The following is a 23,508-nucleotide window of genomic DNA, read 5'->3' as shown; positions in this document are numbered from 1 at the left end:
CCAGGGAGACGCTTTTCGTCCGTTTCAATCGTTCGCGCATTGTTTGCGCAACAGCTTGTCAATACGCCGCGCGGCCCAACTGGGCCGAGCGTGTTGGACACGCGTAGCTGCGGCCGCACAACATTCTCGGGCATGCTTTCGACTGACTGCAACAGTTGACTGATGGCTGTATCCACCGTCAGGCCGACGACCGACATTCCCGCGAGCTGCATAGCCTCCAGCATCGGGGCCTGCAGCAGCGGTTGTTCGGCGACGCCGGCATGGGCGCCGTCAACGGCCACAGCCTGATCAGCGGCTCCGCGGCCGGAACGCCCGAAGGCCCCAACCCCAAGCGTGTCTCCAACAGCGTCAGCTACCTGCTGCCCAAGCTCGGCGGCGTGTATGGCCAGGTGACCCACAGCTTTGGCGAGCAGGCCGACAACAGCAGCCTGTCCAGCAACACCGGACTGCGTCTGGGCTATGCAGCTGGCGCACTGAACCTGGCGGGTGCCTACGGCCTGGTGCGCGGCGGCACGGCCGCTGCGGGCCTGGACTACAAGACGTTCAACCTCGGCGCTTCCTACAAGCTGGGCGCGTTCACGCCCATGGTGCTGGTCGCTTCGGACCGCGGCAACGGCAAGGCTGCACGCAAGCTGGGTTCGTCGCTGAGCCCCACCCCCAACGTGGGCAAGAAGCTCACGGGCTACGAAATCGGCCTGCACCACAACTTCCAAGCGCTTGAGGGTAGGCGCGATGCCGCGCATACCCCACTTGCGGGGCTGGACTGGAAAGCGTCCAAGCCCTTGCAAGCCGGCCCCGCGCATGCGGGGCTTTTTCATGGTGCTTCGCAGAAGTCGGTGGCGCCCGGGGCCAGGCCAAATGACGAGTCCTGGTCCTCGCGCAGTCCCTGCAAGCCCTCGGCTATCTTTCGCGCAGGCGCTGGGCCAGAAACTGCACGAGTCGCTGTGCTAAGGCTTCGCTGCCTTCGCGCGCCGTATGCACCACCAGTTCCGCGGCGAGCGGCGCTTCATAGGGCGAGGACACGCCGGTGAAATCGGGGATCAGGCCCTGGGCAGCCTTGGCATACAAGCCCTTGGGGTCACGCTGCTGGCATACCTGCAGTGGGCAGTCGCAGTACACCTCGATGAAGTCGCCCTGCGGCAGGCGTTCGCGCACCGCGTCGCGCGCGGCGCGCAGCGGCGAGACCAGGGCCACGAACACCACACTGCCCTGCGCGGCGAACAGCCGCGCCACTTCGCCAACGCGGCGCATGTTTTCTCGCCGGTCCTCGAGCGAGAAACCCAGGTCGGCGCACAGGCCGTGGCGCAGGTTGTCGCCGTCGAGCACCGCGGTCTGGAAACCCAGCGCATGCAACTGCAGCTCGGCCGAGAACGCCAGCGTGGACTTGCCCGCGCCTGGCAAACCGGTCAGCCAGACCACCGCGCCTCGATGGCCGTTGCGCCGGCTGCGCGTGGCTTGATCCAGCAGGCCAGACTGCCAGACCACGTTGGCGGACGGCGCAGGATGGACCGCCATGTTCAGAAGCGCTCGGGCTGCGCGACGGCGCTGAAGCCGGGGTAATACCGCTCGTAGTACCAGGCGCAGGCTTTCTCGATCTGCGCCTGGATACGCGGCGGAATCCGATGCTGGCGTGGCGAGGCAATGCGACCGGACTGCCGATGCATGTACTTCATGCGGTAGTGGCTGTCACTTTCGGGCGCGCCTATGGGCAGGTTCTCGGCATCGATGGCAAATGGCGCGATACCCAGCCAGGCAAACAGGTGCGACATGCAGGCCATGGGATTGGCCATCAGATCCTCGAAACGCAGGAAGTACAGGCGCTGGAGTACCTCTGGCGGCAGATCCACGATGGACTGCAGTGAGTGCAGCGGCGCGCCGATCACACGCTCCTTCATGAACAGCGCATCGGCACGGCTGAAGCGGTCAAGATCCGCGAGGTGATCGACGAAGTCGAGCAAAGGCGTTTTCTGGTGGCGCGCTTCGACCGAGCCGTAGACCTGCCCCAACTCACGCAGGCAGATGATGAGCTTGGCCTCGGGAGCGAGCGCCAGCAGAGTCTCGATCGAATTCAGCCAGGCACGGCTCTTGTCCACCACTACCGGTTTATCGACGTCCCGGTACCAACCGCGCAAAAAACCCTGCATGGCCGATTCGAGATGCCCGTAGGCGGTGTCGAAACCACCGTCCAGCTGTGACAGGAAAAACGGCTCATGGCTGATCTGGCGCCTGATGCCCTGCAGCGTGCTGCACAGCGGCGAGCTGTTGCCCTCGGAATACACCTCGGGATGCTGGGCCAGCAACTGGCCCAGCAGGGTGGAGCCGGCACGCGGCAGACCGGTGATGCCGACAAAGTTGAAATGCATGAACTTTCCTGTTGATCGCTGTTACTGAGTATTGTCACCAGTCGATGCCGGGCGGGCCGCTGCGCTGGCGCCTGTCTCGGGCGGCGCAAACGCCAGATGCACGCCACTGCCCACCACATCCAGGCCCATGCCCTGCAGGACAGGAGGCAGCACGCCGCTGTTGATGCGCACTGCCGGCTCGCTATTGTTGGCCGCGACCTCACGGATCTGTGCGGGCGCGCCGGGTTCGGGCTCAGACTGCGACATCTGCGCGTTGTCGCCCGGCGATCCATCGGCTGCTGTCATTGGCTGCTGTGCCACGACCATCTGCGGCGCCACGACATTGCCGCCAACCGCCACCGGTATCACGACGCTCTGGGCCGCAGCAATGGCTTCGCTGACCGTGGAGGCCGGTACCGTCGCGGCCGCGACGATGCTCGCCGACAGGCCGGTCGGATTGCTCACGCTGTAGTTTCCGGCCAGGCCGGTGCCATTCACCAGAGTCAAGCCGCTGACGGTGACGGCTTTGGCCTCGCCGACATCGGCGTTGTCGAAGCGTCCGCTCTGGCCCCTGAAGCCCAGGGTTTCCGAACCCACCAGGCCGCTCAGACTGCCACCAGCCAGGGTGGCCGCCACGCTGCCATCGGCGATCTTGTCCTGCGCCGTCATGCCGGTTACGGTCAGGGCCTTGGGCGTGATGCTGGCAGTGACGTCCGTCGCATTGCTCACCGTGTAATTGCTGGCCAGCCCTGTACCGTTGCCCAGTGTGGCACCGGTCACGGTCACTGCCTTGCCCGCTGCAGCATTCTGGTCGCTGAAGGCGCCGGACTGGCCCGACAGCGTCAATGTCTCATTGCCCACCAGACCATTGAGCGTGCCGCCCGACAGTGTGGCCACCGCCGTGCCGTCATAGGTCTTGTCGGCAGCGGTCACGCCACTGACCGTCAAGGCCTTGGCGGTGATATCGGCCGTCACGCCCATGGCGTTGCTGACCGTGTAGTTGCTGGCAAGGCCTGTGCCGTTACCCAGCGTGGCGCCGGTCACGGTGACGGTCTTGCCGGCCGAGGCGTTCTGGTCGCTGAAGGCGCCCGACTGGCCCGACAGAGTCAGGGTTTCGCCTGCGACCAGGCCATCGAGCGTGCCGCCCGACAGTGTGGCCACCGCCGTGCCGTCATAGGTCTTGTCGGCAGCGGTTACACCGCTGACCGTCAAGGCCTTGGCGGTGATATCGGCCGTCACGCCCGTGGCGTTGCTGACCGTGTAGTTGCTGGCAAGGCCCGTGCCATTTCCGAGCGTGGCGCCAGTGACCGTCACGGTCTGACCGGCGGCAACATTCTTGTCGCCGAAGGCCCCCGTTTGACCAGACAGCGTCAGCGTTTCCGAACCCACCAGACCGTTGAGCGTGCCGCCCGACAGTGTAGCCACCGTCGTACCGTCATAGGTCTTGTCGGCAGCGGTCACGCCGCTGATCGTCAAGGCCTTGGCGGTGATATCGGCCGTCACGCCAGCGGCGTTGCTGACCGTGTAGTTGCTGGCCAGGCCCGTTCCGTTACCCAGCGTCGCGCCGGTCACGGTCACGGTCTTGCCGACTGCGGCGTGCTGGTCGCTGAAGGCGCCCGACTGGCCCGACAGGATCAGCGTCTCCGCCCCCACCAGACCGTTGAGCGTACCGCCCGAAAGCGTCGCGACCGTGGTGCCGTCATAGGTCTTGTTGGCCGCGGTCACGCCGCTGACCGTCAAGGCCTTGGCATTGATATCGGCCGTGACGCCCGTGGCATTGCTCACCGTGTAGTTGCTGGCAAGGCCCGTATCGTTGCCCAGGGTGGCGCCGGTCACGGTGACGGCCTTTCCGGCCCCGGCGTTCTGGTCGCTGAAGGTGCCTGACTGGCCCGACAGCGTCAGCATCTCTGAACCTACCAGGCCATTGAGCGTACCGCCCGACAGCGTGGCAACGGACGTGCCGTCATAGGTCTTGTTGGCAGCCGTCACACCAGTGACCGTCAAGGCCTTGGTCGTAATATCGGCGGTCACGCCCGTGGCATTGCTCACCGTGTAGTTGCTGGCGAAACCAGTGCCGTTGCCCAAGGTCGCACCGGATATGGTGACAGCCTTGCCCACAGCGGCGTTCTGGTCGCTGAAGGCCCCGGTCTGGCCCGACAGCGTCAGGGTCTCCGAACCCACCAGACCATTGAGCGTACCGCCCGACAGCGTGGCCACCGTCGTGCCGTCATAGGTCTTGTTCGCAGCGGTTACACCGCTGACCGTCAAGGCCTTGGCGGTGATATCGGCGGTGACGCCTGTGGCGTTGCTCACGGTGTAATTGCTGGCCAGGCCCGTTCCATCGGACAGGGTTGCTCCTGTCACCGTCACGTTCTTGCCTACCGCTGCGTTCTTATCGCTGAACACACCCGACTGACCCGAGAGACCCAGCGTTTCATCCGCTACCAGACCTTCAAGCGTACCGCCCGACAGCGTTGCGACGGTGGTTCCATCGTAAGTCTTGTTGGCCGCGGTCACACCGCTGACCGTCAAGGCTTTGGCCGTGATATCGGCCGTGACGCCCGTGGCGTTGCTAACCGTGTAGTTGCTGGCCAGGCCCGTTCCATCGGACAGGGTTGCTTCTGTCACCGTCACGTTCTTGCCTACCGCTGCGTTCTTATCGCTGAACACACCAGACTGACCCGAGAGACCCAGCGTTTCATCCGCCACCAGACCTTCAAGCGTGCCGCCCGACAGGGTTGCAGCATTGGTGCCGTCATAGGTCTTGTTGGCAGCGGTCACGCCGCTGACCGTCAGAGCCTTGGCGATGATATCGGCCGTGACGCCCGTGGCGTTGCTCACCGTGTAATTGCTGGCCAGGCCCGTGCCATCGGACAGGGTTGCGCCCGTCACCGTCACGGTCTTGCCGGCCGCTGCGTTCTGGTCGCTGAAGACGCCCGACTGACCCGACAGGCCCAGCGTTTCGCCAGCCACCAGACCATCGAGCGTACCGCCCGACAGCGTTGCGACGGTGGTGCCGTCGTAAGTCTTGTGGGCAGCGGTCACACCGCTGATCGTCAAGGCCTTGGCGGTGATATCGGCCGTCACGCCCGTGGCATTACTCACGGTGTAGTTCGATGCCAGGCCCGTGCCATTGCCCAGCGTGGCGCCGGTCACGTTCACGGTCTTGCCCGCTGCAGCGTTCTGGTCGCTGAAGGCGCCGGATTGGCCTGACAACGTCAGCGTCTCCGAACCCACCAGACCATCGAGCGTACCGCCCGACAGTGTGGCCACCGCCGTGCCGTCATAGGTCTTGTTGGCAGCGGTCACTCCGCTGACCGTCAGAGCCTTGGCGGTGATATCGGCGGTGACGCCTGTGGCGTTGCTGACCGTGTAGTTGCCGGCCAGGCCCGTGCCGTCAGCCAGGGTTGCGCCCGTCACCGTCACATTCTTGCCGGCCGCTGCATTCTGATCGCTGAATACGCCCGTCTGCCCCGAGAGGCCCAGCGTTTCGCCAGCCACCAGTCCATCGAGCGTACCGCCCGACAGCGTTGCAACAGTGGTACCGTCGTAAGTCTTGTGGGCCGTGGTCACACCGCTGATCGTCAAGGCCTTGGCGGTGATATCGGCCATCACTCCCGTGGCGTTGCTGACCGTGTAGTTCGATGCCAGGCCCGTGCCATTGCCCAGCGTGGCGCCGGTCACGTTCACGGTTTTGCCGGCTGCGGCATTCTGGTCGCTGAAAGCGCCCGACTGGCCCGACAGGATCAGCGTCTCCGACCCCACCAGACCGTTGAGCGTACCGCCCGAAAGCGTCGCGACGGTGGTGCCGTCGTAAGTCTTGTGGGCCGCGGTCACACCGCTGACCGTCAAGGCCTTGGCCGTGATATCGGCCGTCACACCCGTGGCGTTGCTCACGGTGTAATTGCTGGCCAGGCCCGTGCCGTCAGCCAGCGTGGCGCCGGTCACGGTGACGGTCTTGCCGACTGCAGCAGTCTGATCACTGAACACACCCGACTGGCCCGACAGACCCAGCGTTTCACCCGCCACCAGACCATCGAGCGTGCCGCCCGACAGCGTTGCCAGCGTTGTGCCGTCATAGGTCTTATTGGCCGCGGTCACGCCGCTGACCGTCAAGCCCTTGGCCGTGATATCGGCCGTCACACCCGTGGCGTTGCTCACGGTGTAGTTGCTGGCCAGGCCCGTGCCGTCGACGAGCGTGGTTCCAGTGACCGTCACCGCCTGGCCGGATGCGACGTTCTTGTCGCTGAAGCTGCCGGTCTGGCCCGACAGGGTCAGCGTTTCCGATCCCACCAGACCATTGAGCGTGCCGCCCGACAGGGTTGCAATCGTCGTTCCGTCGTAAGCCTTATTGGCCGCCGTCACTCCTGTGACGGTCAAGGCCTTGGCTGTGATGTCGGCCGTCACGCCTGTGGCATTGCTCACCGTGTAGTTGCTGGCCAGGCCCGTGCCATCACCCAAGGTGACGCCGGAAACCGTGACTGCCTTGCCAGTACCTGCGTTGGCGTTGCCGAACGCACCGGCCTGGCCCGAGAAGCTCAGGGTTTCGCCGGTGACCAGACCCTCAAGCGTGCCGCCCGACAGTGTGGCCACCGTCGTACCGTCATAGGTCTTGTCGGCAGCGGTCACACCGCTGACCGTCAAGGCTTTGGCCGTGATATCGGCCGTGACGCCGGTGGCATTGGTCACCGTGTAGTTGCTCGCCAGGCCCGTGCCATTGCCCAAAGTGGCGCCAGTGACCGCCACGGTCTGACCAGCGGCGACATTCTTGTCGGCGAAAGAGCCTGTCTGGCCCGAAAGAACCAGCGTCTCCGAACCCACCAGACCATTGAGCGTACCGCCCGACAGCGTTGCCAGCGTTGTGCCGTCATAGGTCTTGTGGGCAGCGGTCACACCGCTGACCGTCAAGGCCTTGGCATTGATATCGGCCATCACCCCCGTGGCGTTGCTGACCGTGTAATTGCTGGCCAGGCCCGTGCCATTGCCAAGCGTGGCGCCAGTGACCGTCACGGTCTGACCGGCGGCAACATTCTTGTCGCCGAAGGCCCCCGTTTGACCAGACAGCGTCAGCGTTTCCGAACCCACCAGACCGTTGAGCGTGCCGCCCGACAGTGTGGCCACCGTCGTACCGTCATAGCTCTTGTCGGCAGCGGTCACGCCGCTGACCGTCAAGACCTTGGCGATGATATCAGCCGTCACGCCCGTGGCGTTGCTCACCGTGTAATTGCTGGCCAGGCCCGTTCCGTTAGCCAGCGTGGCGCCGGTCACGGTGACGGTCTTGCCGGCTGCGGCATTCTGGTCGCTGAAGGCGCCCGACTGGCCCGACAGGATCAGCGCCTCCGACCCCACCAGACCGTTGAGCGTACCGCCCGAAAGCGTCGCGACCGTCGTGCCGTCATAGGTCTTGTGGGCCGCCGTCACACCGCTGACCGTCAGCGCCTTGGCATTGATATTGGCCGTGACTCCCGTGGCATTGCTGACCGTGTAGTTGCTGGCGAGACCCGTGCCGTCAGCCAGGGTTGCGCCTGTCACGGTCACGGTCTTGCCGGCTGCAGCGTTCTGATCACTGAACACGCCCGACTGACCCGACAGACCCAGGGTTTCACCAGCCACCAGACCATCGAGCGTGCCGCCCGACAGCGTTGCCAGCGTCGTGCCGTCATAGGTCTTGTTGGCCGCGGTCACGCCGCTGACCGTCAAGGCCTTGGCGGTGATATCGGCGGTGACGCCCGTGGCGTTGCTCACCGTGTAGTTGCTCGCCAGGCCCGTGCCATTGCCCAAAGTGGCGCCAGTGACCGCCACGGTCTGACCAGCGGCGACATTCTTGTCGGCGAAAGAGCCCGTCTGGCCCGAAAGAACCAGCGTCTCCGAACCCACCAGACCATTGAGCGTACCGCCCGACAGCGTTGCCAGCGTTGTGCCGTCATAGGTCTTGTTGGCCGCGGTCACGCCGCTGACCGTCAGCGCCTTGGCGGTGATATCGGCCGTCACGCCCGTGGCGTTGCTGACCGTGTAGTTGCTGGCGAGACCCGTGCCGTCAGCCAGGGTTGCACCCGTGACCGTCACGGTCTTGCCGGCTGCAGCGTTCTGGTCGCTAAAGGCACCGGTCTGACCCGACAGGCTCAGCGTTTCGCCAGCCACCAGACCATCGAGCGTGCCGCCCGACAGCGTTGCCAGCGTCGTGCCGTCATAGGTCTTGTTGGCCGCGGTCACACCGCTGACCGTCAAGGCCTTGGCGGTGATATCGGCGGTGACTCCCGTGGCATTGCCGACCGTGTAGTTGCTGGCCAGGCCCGTGCCGTCAGCCAGGGTTGCGCCTGTCACGGTCACGGTCTTGCCGGCTGCAGCGTTCTGATCACTGAACACGCCCGACTGACCCGACAGACCCAGGGTTTCACCAGCCACCAGACCATCGAGCGTGCCGCCCGACAGCGTTGCCAGCGTCGTGCCGTCATAGGTCTTGTTGGCCGCGGTCACGCCGCTGACCGTCAGCGCCTTGGCGGTGATATCGGCGGTGACGCCCGTGGCATTGCTCACCGTGTAGTTGCTGGCCAGGCCCGTGCCATTGCCCAAAGTGGCGCCAGTGACCGTCACCGCCTGACCAGCGGCGACATTCTTGTCGGCGAAAGAGCCCGTCTGGCCGGAAAGAACCAGCGTCTCTGAACCCACCAGACCATTGAACGTTCCGCCCGATACGATAGCGACATTGTTGCCGTCATAGGCCTTGTGGGCAGCTGTCACACCGCTGACCGTCAAGGCCTTGGCGGCGATATCGGCGGTGACGCCCGTGGCGTTGCTGACCGTGTAGTTGCTGGCCAGGCCCGTGCCATCGGCCAAAGTGGCGCCCGTCACTGTGACCACCTTACCAGCACCCGCGTTGGCATTGTCGAACGCACCGGTCTGTCCCGTAAGAGTCAGGGTCTCGCCGGCCACCAGACCATTGAGGGTGCCGCCCGACAGGGTTGCAGCATTGGTGCCGTCGTAGGTCTTGTTGGCAGCCGTCACACCGCTGACCGTCAGCGCCTTGGCGGTGATATCGGCGGTGACGCCCGTGGCGTTGCTGACCGTATAGTTGCTGGCCAGGCCCGTGCCATCGGACAGGGTTGCGCCCGCCACCGTCACGCTCTTGCCGGCCGCTGCGTTCTGATCGCTGAAGGCACCGCTCTGACCCGAGAGACCCAGGGTTTCGCCCGCCACCAGGCCATCGAGCATGCCACCCGACAGGGTTGCAGCATTGGTTCCGTCATAGGTCTTGTTGGCAGCGGTCATACCGCTGACCGTCAAGGCCTTTGCGGTGATGCTGCCTGTGCCGCCGCTGAAAACGTAGTTGCTGGCCAAGCCGCCACCCGTTCCATCGCCGAGCGTGACACCGCTCACCAGGAGGGCTTTGCTGGTACCGACGTTCTTGTCGTTGTAGTTGCTGGCGGTGCCGCCCGAGAAGGTCAGCGTCTCGCCGCTGACCATGCCGCTCAAGGTGCCGCCGGTGAGATTGGCCGTCGTCGTTCCATCATAGACTTTGGAGACATCCAGGCTGACCGCACGCTGTGTCACCACCAGACCGCCATCCACATAGCTGATGGAATAACCGGTCTGCCCGCCGAGCGAATACAGGCCGCTGGCCGAGACCGTGTAATTGCCTACGTTGACACCGCCGCCCGTGCCGGAATAAATCACCGTGCCCGCCAGATTGCCGTTGACCACGTTCGAATAGGTGACGGCGTTGCCGCTGGATGCCGAAGTGCCGTCGTAGACCTTGGTTCCGGTCTCGACCCGCACCACCAGCGGTTTCATGAACGCGCGCAGCAGCGGCGCGCTCTGGCCATCGTAGACCACCCAGGTATTGGTCAGGTCCCAGGCAGGATTGACTGCGCCATTGTCAGCGGTGGCACTGTGGAAGTTGACCAGCGCCTGGATCTGCGCGGTGGTCAGGCCGGTGCCACCATCGCTGTAGGTTCTGCCGCTGGTCGTGGTGTCCCAGAAGCTGTTGGCGACCGTGCCGCTGTTCGCGCCCACCAGGCCGGCAGCGTTGTCCATGGCCGTTACCCCGCCGGACGCGTAGCTGTTTGTCAGGCTACCGGCATTGTCGCCCACCAGGCCGCCGACGAGATCAGCGCCGCTGACGGCACCGCTCGCATAACTGTCGCTGATCGTGCCATTGTTCGCGCCGACCAGCCCGCCGACCTGCATCCCCCCGGCCACCTGCGCGGAACTGAAGCTATTGCTGATGGTGCCGTTGTTGATGCCGGCAAGCGCTCCGGTGTTGCTGCCGCCTGCGACGCTGCCGCCATCCAGACCGACGCGCGTGACGACACCTGCCTCTCCGACGACACCGAACAGTCCGGCATTGTCGACGCTGGGCTGGTTGATGTTCAGGTTCGAGACAATGCGCCCGCGCCCGTCAAGCGTTCCGTTGAAAGACGCTGCCAAGGTGCCGACCGGGATGAAGCCGGTGCTGCCCCAGACGTCCTTGGCCGTGGTCGCCGTGCCCGCAGCGCTGAAGCTTGAGCCAAGGGTGTAGCTGGCGGTCTTGTCCATCGCCATCAGCTGCAGCTGATGGGCGGAGTGGATGGTGGTGGAATATTCCGAGGCCAGCATCGGCATGGTGCCGCTGACGGTGGTGTCGCCATTGGTGGCCAGCGTGCCGTCGGCCTTCACCATCACCCAGTTGTTGCCGGTCGCGCCACCGGAGCCCGTGAAGTTGAAGCCGGCAAAGGCCGAGGCAGTCTTCATCTGGGCCACGGTCAGCCCTGAGGGGTCACCAGTACCATTGTTGTTGCCAGTGCCCACACCACCAAGGGTATTGACGCTGGAGTTGTAGTAGCCATTGGTGATGTTGGTCCCATAGCGGTAGCCGATGAAGGCCCCGCTCCAGTAGGCCGATCCGCTGCTCGAGGAGACCTTGCCACTTGCGTAGGTGTTGGTGAAGGTCGCGTATTGAGCACCGCCAGCCAGACCGCCGACATAGCTGTAACCGGAGACATCGCCGGTGCTGTAGCTGTTGCTGATGGTGCCGTTGCCCGCAAAGCCGAGCAGGCCACCGGTCATATCCTGGCCTGCGACATTGCCGGTTGCGTAGCTGTTCGCGATCGTGCCATTGTTGGCGTTGTAGCCGACCACGCCGCCTGTGCTGTATACCCCGGTTATCGCGCCGGTGGCAAAACTGCCGCTGACCGCACCCTGGTTGCGGCCGACCACCCCCCCGACATACTGCTCGCCCTGTACCGCACCGGTGGCAAAACTGTCGATGACGCGACCCACATTGAGTGCCACCAGGCCGCCGGCGGCTCCCCCTGCCTGGATCGCCATGCTGCTGGAACTGCTACTGATGGTGCCGTTCAGGAGTGACTGCCCATTGACGGCGGCAATCCCCCCGGCGTAGGAGTCACCTCCCCAGTAGTTCGATCCGGAGGTCAGCACGCCACTGCTGCGGCTGTTGTGGATGGTGCCAAAATTGAAGCCGGCCACGCCGCCCACCCGACCATTGCCGGAGGCGGTGAAGCTGCCATTGACGCTGACGTTATCAATCAGGCCCTCGTTCACGCCGGCAATACCACCCGCTCCGTCACCGCCACTGCCGCCATACCCGTAGCTCCAGCCGTTATTCATCGTCACGCTGGCATTCACCAGGCCCAGGTTGCGCACCTGTCCGGCAGCGCCGACACGCGAGAACAAACCTGCAACGCCCACCGCCCCGCCGTAGCCATAGGAGTAACTGGAGACCTGCATCGTCAACCCGTGGATCTCGTGCCCCAGCCCATCAAAGCGGCCCGTAAAGGGCGTGGCATCCGAACCAATGGATTTCCAGCCCAAGCCGCCATTCCAGTTCGCGGATGAGCTCGCATCGAGATTGCTGCCCAGCACATAGTTGCCCGACAGATTGCCATTGATGCCCTGCAGGTCGGTGCCGGTGTTGCTGCCCTGCGCGCCCAGGGAATTGATGACCTGGTAATTGATCACGCTGCCCGCACTGCCCTGCTGGGTGCTGAAGTTCATGCCGGTGGGCAGGTCGACCTCGGCGTTGACCGTGTAACCACTGCCGGTGCCGGCCACGCTGGCCTGGCCATACTGCAGCGCGAGACTCGCCGTTCCCGTGCCACGCATGGCCTGGTTGATATTGATATTGTTGTGCGCCTTGAGCGTCAGCTTGTTGGCCGCCCAGGACACGTTGTCGTTGACATGGATGTCGCCAGCACCCGCGCCGTCAGCAACCGTGGCAATCGTGACATCGGTGGTCTTGAGGCTGTTGCTCAGATCGGCGCCGGTCATGTTGCCGCCCGAGGCCGCGATGGTGTAATCCGTCGGGTCGATCAGCCAGCTGCCGGTGATGCCCTGCGGCGCCGCGGTGGTGATCTTCGCGCCGTTGTACTTCACATTGGCGGCCGACGTCTCGATGAAGCCGCCGTTGCCACCGCCCGCAGCGCTGGCATCCAGCGTTCCCCCCACGATGACCGTGCCCGAACGCATGTCGCCCAGCAGCTTGATCGTGCCGCCGCGGTTGTCTATGGTCTGCGCCTGCACCACGCCGGTGTTGTTGACCACGGAGTTGAGCAGATCGCCGACGGCTTGTGCCGTCATCAGCACCTGGCCGCCATCGGCCTGGATCAAACCGCCGTTGTCGACCAGTGCGTTCACCGCACCTTGGTCCACGCTCAGATTGAGCAGGCCGTCCCCGGCCACATCCAGCGTGACCGCCTGGCCCGCCGCCAGCGCCACCGTGCCCAGACGCGCGGTGATCGCGCCAGTGTTGCCGACATTTGCGCCCAGCAGCGCGACATAGCCACCAGGGGCGTTGATCTGGCCCTGGTTGCTCACGCCGGCCCTGCTGTTGCCCGAGAAACGGTAGCGCCCGGCCAGAAAATCGCTGTCCGTCAGGCTCAAGGTCGAAGCCACGAGGCCGCCGACGTTCACCGATGCGCCAGCGCCAAACATGATGCCGTTCGGGTTGACCAGGAACACCTTGCCATTGGCCGAGAGACTGCCCAAGATCTTCGATGGGTCCGAACCGATGACGCGGTTGAGCGCGACCGCATTCGCATTCGGCTGCACGAAACGCACGGCCTCGCCCGCGCCGATATTGAAGCTCTGCCAGTTGATCGCCGCGTTCTGGCTGCCCTGCACGATGGTGGTATTGCCCGCCGCCGAGGAGATGCTGGCCGAACCGGCCATGACCACCCCGCCTGTCGGATTGGCCAGCGCCGCCCCGCCCCAGCCCAGGCACAGCGCGGCCGCCAAGGCCGTCACCGCGAAATGCCCTGCGCCACTGCTGCTCGAAGAGACTTTCTTGCCCGCGCTGACCGCGGTTTCGGCGACAGCGACATAGGTGCCGAGCTTTTCGCTCCAGATGGAGCGGTAGATGTGGTTCATGACTGGCGATCAGAAAAAATGGGCGGGGCGGCGTGGCGGCGGGAAATGCAATGCGATGTAAAGCGGATGTGACGCTCAGAAGTACTTGACGCCCTGGAGCCAGAAGCGGCTGCTGGCCGGCGGTGCGGACGTAGCCTGGGCGGCGCCGATGGTGTGGGCGTAGAACGCCTTGACGACGAAATTGCTGCCCACTACCCAGTTCACGCCGACACCACCGCCGCGGAGGGTGCGGCGGTTGTCTGCCGTGGTCCAGGGTTTGCGGCTGATGCGCGCGGTGCCGGTGTCGACAAAACCGACCAGCTGCAGCTGACCCGGGACATAGGCGGCAAGCTGGCCCAGGCTGTAGCGGGCCTCGATGGAAAGCACATAGGCCTGGTCGGCCTGGGTCTCGCCTTCGGGATAGGCGCGCACGGCGGAGGCGCCGCCCAGCGCCATCTTCTCGGAGGCATCAAGGTTCTTGGAAGCGAACTGGCCGCCCAGCGACACCGCGACATAGGTATTGCGTGCGACCGCCTGCAGATGGCCCAGGCTGAAACCCAGCTTGGAGAAGCTGCCTTCGGCGCGCGCGCTCGCGGCGTCGGCGGCGCGCAGCGCGGCACTTTGCGGATCGAAGCGTCCAAAAGCCGCGGACAGCTGGTAGGTGCTCAGCGACTCGCGGCCAAAGAGGTCGCGCTGGTCGCCGTTCAGGTTGAACGTCAGCAGCTGGCTTTTCTTCTCGGTCTGGGCGCCGGTCGAATCGACACGGTCGTCAAAACGCCTGTCGTCAAAGCTCAGCTGCAGGAAGCGGTTGGCATTGCGGCTGCGCAGCAGCGGATAGCTGCCGAACACGCTCGCGACCTTGGCCGTGCCATGGGCCTGCAGCGCCGCGAACTCCTTGCCCAGACGGTAATCGAGGTGGGCGTAGGCCAGGCCCAGCTTGCCCCGGCCGGCCTGCACCTGGTAGGAAGCACGCGCGTACTTGAGGCCCTCTCCCGCCGTGAGCAGGCGCAGGCTCGCGACATCGCCCAGGCCTGCGGGGTTGTTGAGGTTCAGGACCGCACCCAGCCGCTCGCGGCCGGTGTAACGGTTGCCCTGGTTGTCGGCATCGACGCTGCCGCTCACAACCGCACCCGGCACGATGTCGACAAAAAGATCGGACGTGCCCACGGCCACGCCCGGCGCCAGGGTGGAGCGGACCGCCACGCCGGGAAGGTCCGACAGCAGCAGCAGGCTGCTTTCCAGCGGCGCGCTGTTCACCGGCTGGCCTGCGGCCACCTCGCCCATCAGGCCGTTGACCACGGATGAAGACAACCGGGACTGGTTGCGTGGTTCGACTTTGCCGTAAGTGCCTTCGACTACGGTGATCGTGACCTGGCCGTCGCGCACATCCTGCGCGGGCAGATAGGCGCGTGCGACAAAAAATCCTGCACGGCGGTAGAAGTCGGTGATCTGCGCTGCGATGGTTCGCAGTTGGGACAAGTCGAGTTCGCTGCCGGGCTGGAAACCGGCTTGCGCCAGGAGTTCGCTGGCGGCGAAGGCGCTCGCACCCTCGATACGCACCGAAGACACCACGATTTTCATCCCGCCTTCTGCCGCCGCCTGGACCGGTGCATCGGGCGACTGGATACGCAATTCAGGCGCGGGCCGCAGGGGTTGCGGCACCGGCGTGATCTGGCGCAACTGAGTGCCCGCATCCGGCAATTGCTGGGAAAGAACACCCTGGCTGGACAGACCTACAAGAGAGCAGGTCAAGATCCGGAAATGACGGGAATAGAACATTGAGAGAAAATGTGTAAATGTTTACAAAATGTAAACGAAAGTCAAATTCTCAGGTGTCGTTTGCCCGCGAATATGAGGCCATGGCATGAAAAAGATAATGCAGCAGCAAAGTGGACCGGCAACTGCCGGCGCGGATAAGCTGCCCTCCAGCGGCCAGTACGGCAGGTACACAGGAGGCCCACCGAGCATGCCTTTCGATGGAATCAAAGGCGCGATGCTGGCCCTGCAATACGACACCGTGGCACAAGCTGAAGCCGCCTTCGCGGCCCTCGCTGAAGGCGGTCAGGTCACGATGCCGCTGGCGCCTGCTTTCTGGGCCAAGACGTTTGGCATGCTGACCGACCGTTTCGGCGCGCGCTGGGCGGTCAATGGCGAAGCGGTGTCTTTTCCAGCGTGAGGCGTCCAAGCCGCAATGCGCTCCACAGCAGCGCAATCGCGGCAGACTCTCGAACGCGCTTTCGCGCATGAGGCGCACGAGTTCCTGCAGCCAGGGCTGGACTGCCCCAGCCTTGCGCGCGGCCATGAACAGGGGGCCTTGCAGGCCGTGCGGGCCCATGGACTTGGCCGCTTTGCGCGGCCCAGCCCGGCAGCGTCGCCCCGCGCGCGGCCTCCAGGGCCCACCCCTTTTCCGGGAACGCTCAGGGCCTGATCGCGATCTTCAGCACGCCATCGCGCTGATGGCTGAACAGGTCGTATGCCGCGGCAATGTCCTCGAGTCGGTAGTGGTGGGTCACCAGAGGCGCCAGATCGATGCGCCCGCTGGCGATCACGGCCATCAGGCGGCGCATGCGCTCCTTGCCGCCGGGGCACAGCGCGGTGTTGATGCGATGGTCGCCCAGACCCGCGCCAAAGGCATCTAGGGGAATGGTCAGATCGGTCGAATAGACGCCCAGGCTGGACAGGGTGCCGCCGGGACGGATGCAGCGCAGTGCGCTTTCGAAGGTCTGCTGCGTGCCCAGCGCCTCGATCGCACTGTCGGCTCCCTTGCCGCCCGTGGCCTTGAGCACTTCGGCGATCACGTCCTGCGTCTTGAAATTCAAGGTGATATCGGCGCCGAGCTTTTTCGCGACGGCGAGGCGCTCATCGTTGCCATCGATGGCAATGATGGTGCTCGCGCCCCGCAGCTTCGCGCCCGCGGTCGCGCACAGGCCGATCGGGCCCTGGGCAAACACCACCACCACATCGCCTATGCGGATGTTAGCGTTTTCCGCGCCCGCAAAGCCGGTGGACATGATGTCCGGGCACATCAGCACCTGCTCATCCGTGAGCCCTTGCGGCACCGGAGACAGGTTGCCCTGTGCATCCGGCACCAGCAGGTATTCGGCCTGCGCGCCGTCGATCAGATTGCCGAAGCGCCAACCCGCGGTCAGTTTGTAGCCGTGGCAGCCGCAGCGCCCGCTCGCGGCCAGATAGCTGCCGTCCTGCGATGGCGCACCATCCTGCGCGGCATAGCTGTTGAAGTTGGGGCAGATGGCCCCCGCAATCACGCGCTGCCCTTCCTCATAGCCCTGGACCGCGCTGCCGAGCTTGACGATGACGCCCACGGGTTCGTGGCCTATCGTCAAGCCCTTGGCGACGGGATACTCGCCCTTGAGGATGTGCACGTCCGTGCCGCAGATCGTGGTGGTGGTGATCTTGATCAGCGCGTCGTTGGGGCCGACATCGGGGATGGGCTTGTCCACCACCTCGATGCGACCGGATTCGACAAATACCGCCGCTTTCATCATTTGAGCCATGACATCTCCTTGGGGTGCACTAATGGACAATGAGCATATCGCCACACGCCGGTTGGGTTCTTGACATACAACAAGGTCTGCGCCAAGGTGACTGCCTGCCCGCAAACCATGGGCTCAACGGCCTCAACCAACGAAGATCGGCGCGAATCTCTCACGCGCTGGGGCTATGCTGGCGACATGCAACGCAAAACCCTGCTCATCGTCTACCACTCGCTCACGGACGGCACGCGCCAGATGGCGCAGGCCGCGCGCGACGGCGCGGCGTCCGATGGCAGCGTTGAAGTGCGGCTGCTGCATGCGCGTGACGCGGGCCCCGACGATGTGCTCGCGGCCGACGGCTATATCTTCGCCACGCCCGAAAACCTTGCGGCCATCAGCGGCCAGCTCAAGGACTTCTTCGACCGCAGCTACTACGGCGCGCTCGAGCGCATCAACGGCAGGCCCTACGCCAGCCTGATCTGCGCGGGCAGCGACGGCCAGAACGCCGCGCGCCAGATCGCCCGCATCGCCACCGGCTGGCGCCTCAAGCCCGTGGCCGAGCCGCTGATCGTCTGCACCCATGCACAGACTCCCGAGGCGATTCTGGCGCCCAAGCACATCGCGGCCGCGGACCTGCAGCAATGCCAGGCGCTGGGCGAAGCCATGGCCGCAGGCCTGGAGCTGGGGGTGTTCTAGGGACCCTCTGCACAAATCCCTGCGGCCGTTGGCAGCACGGGATCGGGCGGTTTATGCAGAGGGTCCCCAGGCCATCACGATGCGTGGCCTTCCATGGCCGCATAGGGCACGAAACCCTGCGCGTTCTCGTTGACCAGCAGCGGCTTGCCGACAAAAGGAAACGCGCGCTGCGGGCAGGCGCCGCGTTCGCAGACCTTGCAGCCCATGCCGATCGGCGTGGCGGCATGGGAGCTCCTGAGGTCCATGCCCGCCGAATAGACCAGCCGCTCTGCGTGCTGCACATCGCAGCCCAGGCCGATCGAGAACATCTTGCCCGGCGTGCCCCAGCCCGCTCCCGCATGAGAGATGCTGCGTGCGACCCACAGGTAGGTGCGGCCGTCGGGCATGCTCGCGAGCTGCGGCAGGATGCGCCCGGGCTGGGCAAACGCCTCGTAGACATTCCACAGCGGGCAGGTGCCGCCGGTTTTGGAGAAGTGGAAATGCGTGGCCGACTGGCGCTTGGAAATATTGCCCGCGCGGTCGACGCGGATGAAGAAGAACGGCACGCCCGGCGCCCCGGGGCGCTGCAGCGTCGACAGCCGGTGGCACACGGTCTCGAAGCCCACGCCGAACTGGCGCGCGAGCCGGTCGATGTCATGGCGCAGCGTCTGCGCGGCCTGCAGGAATTCGCCATAGGGCAGCACCAGCGCGCCGGCCGTGTAGTGCGCCAGGCCTATGCGCGCCAGGCGCCGCGTGGCCTCGTCCTGCCAGGTGGCTGTGGCCAGGCAGTCGTCGATCAGCGTCTCCATTTCCAGCAGCGCGAGTTGCGTGGCCATCTGAAACGCCTGCTGGCCCGGCGCGAGCTGGGCCGACAGGAGCAGCGTGCGGCTGGCCGCGTCGTAGCTGCGCAGCGACCCCTGCGCGTCGCGCTCGGTGCGCTGCACATGCACGGCGTGCAGGCTGCGCAGCCGCTGCGCCAGCCAGTCGGACAGCGCCGCGCCCTGCGCGCGGGCTTCCAGCGCCCAGGCCTCGGCCGCACGGTCCAGCGCATCGAAGTAATTGCGGTGCGCGAAGAAGAAGTCGCGCACCGCCTCGAACGGCATCTGCCGCAGCGGCGCCGCGGCCCAGTCCTCACCTTCGGCGCGGCTGTCGCCGAGCCTGGCCGACAGCGCTTCGAGGCGCTGCACATCTTCGGCATGGCGGCGGTGCAGCGCCAGGATGGCCTGCGCCAGGTGCGGCAGCTTGGCCGCGACTTCGCGCAGCTCGGGCTGGGGCACGCCCGGCGCGCCCGGCACCGCGGCCAGCGCGTCGCTGAGCTGGGCCAGCACGCGCGCTTCCTCGTCTTCGGAAAACTGCTGGATGTCCACGCCCAGCAGGCGGTGGATCTTGAGCAGCACCGACACGGTGAACGGGCGCTGGTCCTGCTCGAGCTGATTGACGTAGCTCGGCGACAGCCCCAGCGCGTGGGCCAGCGCGAGCTGCGTCATGCCGCGCTCGGCGCGCAGGGAACGCAGCCGCACGCCCATGAAGGTCTTGGCCATGGCAGACGGTCTCCAGAAATGCGAAAACTTCGCAAAATTCGCAAACAAATGGTGGGTGATTCGCAAACATTCGCCAATTCGGCGGTGATTTCCGTGAAGAAGCTTGCGTAAATTGCGAACCAACCCAAGCCTATCACGCCGGGCACCGGCTGCCTGCGCGCCATGCCCCGCCACACCCGCCAACGCAGCGGCATTCGCACGCGCCTGCGGTGCCGACCCGCTGCCGGCCTGCGCCATGGCGAGCCGGCGGGCTTTGAAAATGCTATTCCGCTGCAGCAGCGCCCTGCTCCAGGCCCTCCAGCGTCATCAACGAGGCATTGCCGCCGGCCGCAGCCGTATTGGTGCTGACCGCGCGCTCCACCAGCAGACGCTCCAGCGGCACCGGTGCGTCGTCGCTGTCCAGGTGGATCACGGCCAGCAGCGGCCCCGCGCGCCCCTGCAGCCTATGCTGCAGCGCCAGCAGGGAGTCCGCCGCACCGGCGTGCAGCACCGCGTCGACGCGCAGGCGGTTTTCGCCCAGCGCCTGCGCCCAGGCGCCTACCAGCACCAGTTCGTGCGCGACCGGCCCCGGCAGGCGCGCCGACAGCGCCGCATGCTCGGCGGGCCAGACGGCCTTGCCGCCCACGGCCAGCACCGCCGCCAGTTGCAACAACAGGCCTTCGGGGCTGGTCGCCAGGCACAGCGTCGCAGGCCGGGCGACCAGCCGATAGCGGTTGCGCTCACCGGTCGGGCCGGGCAGCAGCACCTCGAGATCGGTGGGCGACTGGCTCGCATGGAGCGCGCAGCGTTGGGCCAGTTGCTCCATGGCCTCGCCGCCCTGCGCCCGCGCCCATTGCTGCAGCGCCTGCAAGGCAGGCCGCGCGACCTGCTCCTGCCCCGGCACTGGCGCGAGTGCGCCGCGCAGCACCAGTTCGCGCGTGTCGGCGGGATGGCGGGCGAGCAGCCGGCGCAGGTACAGCGGCCCGCCGGCCTTGGGCCCGGTGCCCGACAGCCCTTCGCCGCCAAACGGCTGCACGCCGACCACGGCGCCAATCGTGTTGCGGTTGATATACAGATTGCCCGCGCGGCACGCGGCCGTGACCTGGGCCGCAGCGGCGTCTAGCCGCGAATGCAGGCCCTGGGTCAGGCCGTAACCGGTGCTGTTGACCTGGGCCAGCAGGCTCTCGAAGCGCGCGCGCGGGTAGCGCAGCACATGCAGCACCGGGCCGAACACTTCGCGTCCAAGTTCGGCGATGCGTTCGATCTCGATCACCGTAGGCGCGACAAAGCTGCCTTGCGCCGCGATATCAGCGGGCAACGCAGCCTGGCGCACCACACGGCCCCTGGCCTGGAACGTCGCGATATGCTCTTCGATCTCGGCACGCGCGCGCCCGTCGATCACCGGCCCGACATCGGTTGCGAGTCGCTGCGGATCGCCGACCTGCAGCTGCTGCATCGCGCCGTCGAGCATCTGCAGCAGGCGGTCGGCGCAGTCTTCCTGCACGCACAGGATGCGCAGCGCCGAGCAGCGCTGGCCCGCGCTGTCGAACGCCGACGCCAGCACATCGGGCACGACCTGCTCGAGCAGGGCCGACGAGTCGACGAGCATCGCGTTTTGCCCGCCGGTCTCGGCGATCAGCACCACGGGCTGGCCGTCGGGGCGCAGCCGCTGGCCCAGCGTGCGCGCCATCTGCTGCGCGACTTCGGTCGATCCGGTGAACACCACGCCCATCACGCGCGCGTCGGCCACAAGCGCCGCGCCCACGCTCGAGCCCGCGCCGGGCAGCAGTTGCAGCGCCTGGGCCGGCACGCCCGCGGCATGCAGCAGCGCCACGGCCCGGGCCGCGATCAGCGGTGTCTGCCGCGCCGGCTTGGCGAGCACGGTATTGCCCGCGGCAAGCGCGGCGGCGACCTGGCCGGTGAAGATCGCCAGCGGGAAATTCCAGGGGCTGATGCAGACCACGGGCCCTAGCGGCAGATGCGTGTCGTTGTCGAAGTCGCGCTCCACCTGCGTCGCGTAGTAGCGCAGGAAGTCGACCGCCTCGCGCACTTCGGCCAGCGCATTCGCGGCGGTCTTGCCGCCTTCGCGAACCATCAGCGCCATCAACTCCAGGGTTTGCGCCTCATACGCATCGGCCGCGCGCAACAGGCATTGCGCGCGCGCTTGCGGGCCCGTGCCCGACCAGGCCGCAAAGCCGGCGCTGGCATAGCCCAACGCGGCGTCGACCTGCGCGGCATCGCTCTCCTGCACTTCGCCCACCACCTCGTCCCGGCGTGCGGGATTGCGCACGGGCCGGGGCGTGGATGGGCCAGCCAGCGGCTGCGCGAGCACAGGCCCGGCCTGCACGGGCCCGGCCCGGGCCAGCACGGTGGCGAACGCCTGCAGCGTTGCCTCATCGGCCAGGTCGAGCCCGCGCGAATTGGGCCGCTGCGCGCCAAACAGCTGGCGCGGCAGGGGAATGCGCGGATGGGCCGCACCGACCACGCCTTCGCTCGCGGCCGCGGCATCGACCAGGTCCACGGGCGAGCGCAGCAGCGCCTGCAACGCGACCGCGGGATCGGCCGCCTGGTTCACAAACGAGGAGTTGGCGCCATTTTCCAACAGCCGGCGCACCAGATAGGCGAGCAGGTGGGCATGGCCGCCCACGGGTGCATAGATGCGGCAGGCGCGCCCGAGCTGGCCGCTGGCCCGGCCCACGACCTGCTCGTACAGCGGCTCGCCCATGCCGTGCAGGCACTGGAACTCATAGGCCACGCCCGGGTACTCGGCCGCGGTCGCGGCCAGGTGGTAGACCGTGGCCAGCGTGTGGGCGTTGTGGGTCGCGAACTGCGGGAAGACCGCGTCCGGGGCGGCCAGCAACTGGCGCGCGCAGGCGATGTAGGCCACATCGGTATGGGCCTTGCGCGTGAACACCGGGTAGTCATCCAGGCCTTCGACCTGGGCGCGCTTGATTTCGCTGTCCCAGTACGCGCCCTTGACCAGACGCAGCAGCAGCCGGCGCTGGCTGCGCCGCGCAAGGTCGAGCACGAAGTCGACCGCGCTTGCGCAGCGCTTCTGGTAGGCCTGCAGCACGAAGCCCAGGCCGTTCCAGCCCGCGAGTTCGGGCGCGAAACAGAGTTTTTCAAGCAGGTCCAGCGACAGCTCCAGCCGCTCGGATTCCTCGGCATCGATATGGATGGCGATGTCGTAGCGCCGCGCCGCGGCGGCGAGCCGCAGCACGCGCGGGTAGAGCTCGGCCATCACGCGTGCGTGCTGGGCGCGCGCATAGCGCGGGTGCAGCGCCGACAGCTTGATCGACAGGCCCGGGCCGTCATGGATGCCGCGGCCCCCGGCCGCCCGGCCTATGGCCTCGATGGCGCCCGCATAGGCCGACAGGTAGTGCTGCGCCTGCGCTTCGGTCAGCGCGGCTTCGCCCAGCATGTCATACGAATAACGAAAGCCCTGGGCTTCGCGCGGGCGCGCATTCGCCAGCGCTTCGTTGATGGTCTCCCCCGCGACGAACTGGCGGGCCATCAGGCGCACGGCCGCGTCGACCGCGGCGCGCACCAGCGGCTCGGCGCCCTTGGCGCCCAGGCGGTGCAAGGCCGCGCTCAGGCTGTCGTCTGCGGGCGCCTCGACGAGCTTGCCCGTGACCAGCAGGCCCCAGGCGGCCGCGTTGACGAACAGCAGCGGGCTTTTGCCCAGATGGGCCTGCCAATGGCCGCCGCCGATCTTCTCGCGGATCAGCGCGTCGCGGGTGTCGGCGTCGGGAATGCGCAGCAGGGCTTCGGCCAGGCACATCAGCGCAATGCCTTCTTCCGAAGACAGCGAAAACTGCTGCAGCATGCCCTGGACCAGGCCGGTCTGGAACGCCGTGCCGCGCGCCCGCATGCCGCGCGCGAGCCGGGTGGCGGTGGCTTGCACCGCCTGCTCGAGCGCGGGCGGCACGCGCGCCTGTGCGAGCAAGGCCGCGAGGGCCTGGGGTTCGGTCAGCGCCTGGGCGCGCGCAATCGCCTGGCGCAGCGGGTTGTCAGTGGCATCGCGCGGCGCGAAAGCGCCCGCAGCGGTCATCGAATCGGGCATGATGTTGCAGGCACAGTCCCTGGGGCTGCGCCCGCCCTCCTTGCGAAGTGAGGGTCACAAGGCCTCCAGCG

General features: G+C 66.3%; 9 protein-coding genes and 1 pseudogene. 3 read left to right on the top strand and 7 right to left on the bottom strand.

All coding sequences use genetic code 11. The annotated features are described in order from the left end of the window. Nucleotides 1–260: 260 nt before the first annotated feature. Nucleotides 261–686, top strand: a pseudogene (locus GVL12_RS26590) (porin); the annotation flags it as partial. 214 nt (nt 687–900) lie between these two features. Here GVL12_RS26590 and cysC read toward each other — a convergent pair. From cysC to GVL12_RS15080, 4 genes are all read right to left on the bottom strand, one after another. After that, nucleotides 901–1,515, bottom strand: a complete 615-nt coding sequence (gene cysC / locus GVL12_RS15095) for an adenylyl-sulfate kinase (protein ID WP_159915429.1) — start codon at nt 1,513–1,515, stop codon at nt 901–903. 2 nt (nt 1,516–1,517) lie between these two features. After that, nucleotides 1,518–2,363 (bottom strand): sulfotransferase, encoded by an 846-nt coding sequence (locus GVL12_RS15090; protein WP_159915427.1) that lies wholly within the window; start codon nt 2,361–2,363, stop codon nt 1,518–1,520. A 21-nt stretch (nt 2,364–2,384) separates the two neighbouring features. After that, the gene (locus GVL12_RS15085; protein WP_159915425.1) at nt 2,385–13,706 is read right to left on the bottom strand and encodes a YDG domain-containing protein; all 11,322 of its coding nucleotides are present in this window, start codon (nt 13,704–13,706) and stop codon (nt 2,385–2,387) included. 75 nt (nt 13,707–13,781) lie between these two features. Next, a complete protein-coding gene (locus GVL12_RS15080; protein WP_159915423.1) occupies nt 13,782–15,464 on the bottom strand; it encodes a ShlB/FhaC/HecB family hemolysin secretion/activation protein in 1,683 nt (560 codons plus the stop codon). A 187-nt stretch (nt 15,465–15,651) separates the two neighbouring features. Here GVL12_RS15080 and GVL12_RS15075 point away from each other — a divergent pair, with 187 nt between their 5' ends. Then, the gene (locus tag GVL12_RS15075; RefSeq protein ID WP_200843781.1) at nt 15,652–15,861 is read left to right on the top strand and encodes a VOC family protein; all 210 of its coding nucleotides are present in this window, start codon (nt 15,652–15,654) and stop codon (nt 15,859–15,861) included. Nucleotides 15,862–16,102: 241 nt separating this feature from the next. Here GVL12_RS15075 and GVL12_RS15070 read toward each other — a convergent pair whose 3' ends face one another. Then, complete coding sequence (locus GVL12_RS15070; RefSeq protein WP_159915421.1) at nt 16,103–17,200, bottom strand: NAD(P)-dependent alcohol dehydrogenase; 1,098 nt, start codon at nt 17,198–17,200, stop codon at nt 16,103–16,105. Nucleotides 17,201–17,377: 177 nt separating this feature from the next. Between GVL12_RS15070 and GVL12_RS15065 the strand changes: the two genes are divergently transcribed. After that, a complete protein-coding gene (locus GVL12_RS15065) occupies nt 17,378–17,875 on the top strand; it encodes a flavodoxin family protein (protein WP_159915419.1) in 498 nt (165 codons plus the stop codon). 74 nt (nt 17,876–17,949) lie between these two features. Here the strand turns inward: GVL12_RS15065 and GVL12_RS15060 are convergent, their stop codons facing one another. Further along, nucleotides 17,950–19,395: a short-chain fatty acyl-CoA regulator family protein gene (locus GVL12_RS15060; protein ID WP_159915417.1), complete on the bottom strand. Its 1,446-nt coding sequence runs from the start codon at nt 19,393–19,395 to the stop codon at nt 17,950–17,952. 262 nt (nt 19,396–19,657) lie between these two features. After that, nucleotides 19,658–23,437, bottom strand: coding sequence for a trifunctional transcriptional regulator/proline dehydrogenase/L-glutamate gamma-semialdehyde dehydrogenase (putA, locus tag GVL12_RS15055; RefSeq protein ID WP_200843780.1), 3,780 nt, complete (start codon nt 23,435–23,437; stop codon nt 19,658–19,660). Nucleotides 23,438–23,508 lie beyond the last annotated feature (71 nt).

Source organism: Pantoea sp. 18069, from assembly GCF_902706035.1.
Classification (GTDB): domain Bacteria; phylum Pseudomonadota; class Gammaproteobacteria; order Burkholderiales; family Burkholderiaceae_C; genus Comamonas.
The sequence above is the reverse complement of the archived record's forward strand: the minus strand, read 5'-3'. Positions and strand labels throughout refer to the sequence as shown.